The sequence below is a fragment of the uncultured Paraglaciecola sp. genome, from assembly GCF_913058035.1.
Classification (GTDB): Bacteria; Pseudomonadota; Gammaproteobacteria; order Enterobacterales; family Alteromonadaceae; genus Paraglaciecola.
Genome location: NZ_CAJXPA010000257.1, coordinates 1 through 4,680, shown reverse-complemented (window position 1 = coordinate 4,680; position 4,680 = coordinate 1). Strand labels below are relative to the sequence as shown.

The window sequence follows — 4,680 nt, the reverse complement described above, 5'->3', positions numbered from 1 at the left end:
GGAGGTGTACAATGTGTATAAGAGACAGTCTTTTACCCGAGGTTAAAGACTCATCCGATGATTTTGGTTCAACAGAAGAACGCTTGTTTGGAACTGTGATCCCCATCAATGGTATGGCAGGTGATCAACAAGCTGCTCTTTTTGGTCAAACCTGTTTCGAAAAGGGAATGGCAAAAAGTACCTACGGTACCGGATGTTTTATGATGGTCAATACGGGGGACGTGGCATTAAAGTCTAGCCATAGACTGCTCACAACTATTGCTTACAGACTAAATGGTAAGCCAACATACGCACTAGAAGGTAGTATCTTTATTGCTGGAGCAACAATCCAATGGTTAAGAGACGGACTAAAAATAATAGCCAACGCCTCTGATGCTGAGTCTCTTGCTGAAAAAACATCTCTTGAGCATGGTGTGTATATGGTACCTGCGTTTACTGGGTTAGGTGCTCCATATTGGGATCCAAACGCCAGAGGAGCAATTTTTGGATTAACTCGAGACACAGGTATTAAGGAAATAGTAACTGCTGGCTTACAATCGGTCTGTTATCAGTCCAAAGACCTACAAAAAGCAATGGAGAAAGATGGAACGCGGCCGAGTAAATTGCGTGTTGATGGCGGTATGGTAGCTAACAATTGGGTCATGCAGTTTTTGGCGGATATATTGGGAGCGCCGGTTGATCGTCCTATCATTACCGAAACTACAGCTTTAGGCGCTGCCTATTTAGCCGGCTTAAAAGTGGGTATTTTTGACTCGCTTGAGGCTCTGTCTGCTAAATGGGAAGTCGAGCAACGATTTACACCCGTTATGAGTAAAGAACGACGAGACACTCTTTATGCAGGGTGGAAAAATTCTGTTAAGCGTGTGCAGTCAGATAAGGAATGAGGCGAGATATTGACAGGGTGAAAGAGCTGTATAATTTTTTGCCACATTAAAAATTGACTATAAACCATGAGTTAAATGGCTTACTATTTTAGATAGTTTTTATTGATCAAGATTTGTCGTGTCTATTATTTTCGAAGATGTCAGTTTCAGTGGTAACAATGATGCACCAGTTTATAATGTAAATCTGATTTTTGAACCGGGTAGCGCTACGGTTTTACTGGGCCCCAAAGGAGGTAAAACGGGTAAGTCTACTCTGATTAAACTGATTGCCGGGTTGATAAAGCCTACTCACGGCAAGATAATTATTGATGGGATTGATTCCACTAATATTCCTGTGCAGAAAAGGAACGTGGCAATGGTTCATCAGCAAATCATCAACTACCCTCATATGAGCGTGTTCGAAAATATCGCCTCTCCTCTTCGCGTTATGAAAATCAAGAAACCTCAAATACAAAAAGAAGTGATTGAAGTCGCTACACTCCTTAGAATTGAGAACTACTTAGACCGATATCCAGCTGAATTATCAGGAGGACAACAGCAGCGAACAGCCTTAGCCAGAGCGTTGGTGAAAAGAGCAAAAGTTATTTTGCTGAACGAACCCTTTGTAAACTTGGACTACAAATTACGTGAAGAGCTAAGAAGCGAACTCAAAAGCTTACTCAAAAGCCGACATACCATCGCAATTTACGCAACACAAGAAGCACAAGAAGCCATGGCTTTAGGTGGTATATGTGTTCTTCTTCAAGAAGGAAAGGTTATTCAGCAGGGACCCGCGTCAGATATTTATCGTACTCCTTTAAATATCGATGCTGCAATGATGTTAAGTGAACCTCCATTAAGTGTGTTTTCAGGCACCATAAGTGGTCATGAAGTAAGTTTAGGTGGCTCACTTACCTTCCCTAAGACCCATGCCATGGAGGGGATAAAATCGGGGAAATACTTTTTTGCTTTAAGACCGGGGCACATTAGACTCACGCCGTTTAATGACGATGATTTGGAACTGACGATGCGTGTTGAACTGGCTGAAATTAGTGGTTCTGGAACTATTATACATACTGCAAATAGCATCTTTAAGCTCGTATTAAACTTAGCAGGGGTTCATGCGTACAAGACCGATGCAATGATTAAAGTTTATGTACCACTGCATAAACTGTTTATTTTTGATCAGGACAAATACTTAATAAAAGCGCCAGGGGGAGGGCAATAGGCCCACATTTTACTTTCGTCATCTGATTCCAGCCTCTTTCAACCTCTTGTACAATGTATTTCGGCTGACATCGAGCGCTTTAGCAGTCTTTGATACATTACCCGCAAAGTGGTTATAAGTGCCAATCATTTGGTTGATCTCATCTGATTTTTTAGTTTCAAAAGCTTCAATTGCTTTGGAGGGGGACAAGCCATTGGCAGTAAGGGTTGTTGCAGCAGTTTCAGACTGATTTTCCGATTGTATGTCTTGAAAAAAATCATCGGGAAGATGCCATGTTTGAATTTGGCCATTATCTGCCATAGCCTGTGCAATTTGTAGCACACACACCAATTGCCTAATATTGCCAGGCCAAGGGTGTTTGTGAAACAAATCCATTACTTTAGTTGATAGAGAATTTTTAACGTCGGATTGCTGATGCATTTGGTTTATTTTCTCAAACAGATGTCTGCGATCAGAACGCTCTCTAAGAGGGGGGAGTTCAATATTTAAGCCGGTGACTCGATAATACAAGTCTTGGCGAAAGCTGCCTTTCTCTACTTCATCCTTTAAACTTCTGTTCGTTGCTGAAATCAACTTAATATCAACGGAGTAGGCTTTTGATGATCCTAGAGGTGTGACAGAGCGTTCTTGCAAAACACGTAATAATCTACCTTGTACATTAAGGGGCATCTCTCCAATTTCATCAAGAAACAGCGTACCTTTATGCGCTTTTCTGATGAGCCCAATTGACCCTTTTGTATTTGCCCCAGTAAATGCGCCTTTTTCGTAGCCAAATAACTCTGATTCGACCAGTTCACTTGGGATGGCAGCACAATTAACGGCCACGAGTGGATACGATCTGCGTTCACTGTAGTGGTGAAGGCCATTGACGAACACCTCTTTGCCCACTCCGGTTTCACCGTGAATGAGTATAGGAATAGTTTTGTTGACTACCCGCTTAGCCTGGTCAATATATCGTTTGAGTTTCTCATCACCGAACCCAAAATCATCAAGAGGGATGGCAATTTTATTATCTGATTCACTGTGCTCTGAAATACCATCCATAGCAGTATCAGCCAGCTTATTGTTATCGTGAATGTGTTCATTTTTACGGAAATTCGCAGGGTAAATACCCTTGGATAATGGCTTTTTAATTAACCCATACATTTTATATTTTTCGAGCGCAACCACAGCAAACGGTATCTGTTCAGGCTGATTTTTTAAAACCGCAGCAGATATGCCAAATATATCCGCTACATTTACTAATGCAAGATCATGACTTAACAATGACTCAGCTCTGCGATTAGCAGAGATAATAATACCGTTTGAATCGAAAACTACTAAACCAGACCACTGACTGTCTATGTTGTCCATGTTGGTATTGAAACTGAGCATGAAATTCTGTTCACTATAGCTGCTAACAAGTAATCGATTTTCAATCCCTTGAGACATCAACTTAACTAAACCAAGGGTGTGAGTTTGAGGGAGATATGAATCACTTGAAATATCTAACATTCCCAAAAGGGACTGGTTTACATCGTAAATAGGCGCTGCTGAACCAATCATAAAACGATTACATTTCAGAAAATGTTCGTCACGTTGGATTTGTACTGCCTCACCACAATACAGTGCCGTGCCAATCGCATTAGTGCCGTTATACTTTTCTTTCCAATCTATACCAGCGGTGAAGTGTTCTTGGTGTATGGAAGATAAAAACCTTTTATCACCCCAACTTTTAAGTGCGATCCCTTTGTCATCTGTTAATACGATTAGGCACTGTGCATTGGAAAGAATATTTTGGTAATAAGGAAGCACTTCTGAGTCGGTTGTATGAACCAAACTAAAATACTGCTCGCTCAAAATACTTGAGTCAGCTTTGCTGACTTTTTCTATGACTGGATTGTGCGTGGTCAATAGTCCTAAAGATTTACATCTCTGCCAAGAATCTTCGATTATTTTGTCGTGTTGATGAGACATTGTTAATATGTTTTCACTTTCAATTTAATATTCATTGGATTGTACTTTCTCACTATTTTGGCATGTTTAGGGAAGTGATTTGCGAGGCACGCTAACGCTACAATTTGTTGTTTTTTTGTTATTGAACAACATTTGACCATAAAGCCATGTAATTACTGTACTTGAAATAACAGCTTTTAGCCAGTATTCGAATATAACTAAAGTTGTGTCAGTCGTCATGTTAAATAAAAACGTTATTAAATCATTAAAATCAATCACTTAAGTATTGTTTATATTTTTCTTTAGCATTATTATTTATTATCTGAGCATCTGCATACAAAATCCATTCGCCAAATAAATAAGTTTATTTAGTCATAAATTTAATAGATGAACGACTTAATGAACAAAAAATTGAACAGTAATGAACAAAAATGCTCAATTATTGTTAACAATAATGAACATATACAGTTAACAAAAATATCACACCATGTGATAATAAATTTAATTATTTAAAATAAAATCATTCAAAATCAATATCTTAATCGAAATAAAAAAATAATTAACTAATTTAATACAATTTGGCTCACAAGCTGCAACATGTGAGTCAGATTAAACCGCTATCTTGAATAAAAATGATGTGTCGGTGGGGTATAA

General features: G+C 39.0%; 3 protein-coding genes. 2 read left to right on the top strand and 1 reads right to left on the bottom strand.

All coding sequences use genetic code 11. The features are described from left to right. Both QZ562_RS19725 and QZ562_RS19720 read left to right on the top strand, forming a co-directional pair. On the top strand, window positions 1–884 hold an 884-nt coding region (locus QZ562_RS19725; RefSeq protein WP_293764107.1), incomplete at its 5' end, for an FGGY-family carbohydrate kinase. A gap of 118 nt (window positions 885–1,002) precedes the next feature. Next, the gene (locus QZ562_RS19720) at window positions 1,003–2,091 is read left to right on the top strand and encodes an ABC transporter ATP-binding protein (RefSeq protein ID WP_293764104.1); all 1,089 of its coding nucleotides are present in this window, start codon (window positions 1,003–1,005) and stop codon (window positions 2,089–2,091) included. An 18-nt stretch (window positions 2,092–2,109) separates the two neighbouring features. Here the strand turns inward: QZ562_RS19720 and QZ562_RS19715 are convergent, their stop codons facing one another. Beyond that, a complete protein-coding gene (locus QZ562_RS19715) occupies window positions 2,110–4,047 on the bottom strand; it encodes a sigma-54-dependent Fis family transcriptional regulator (protein WP_293764102.1) in 1,938 nt (645 codons plus the stop codon). Window positions 4,048–4,680 lie beyond the last annotated feature (633 nt).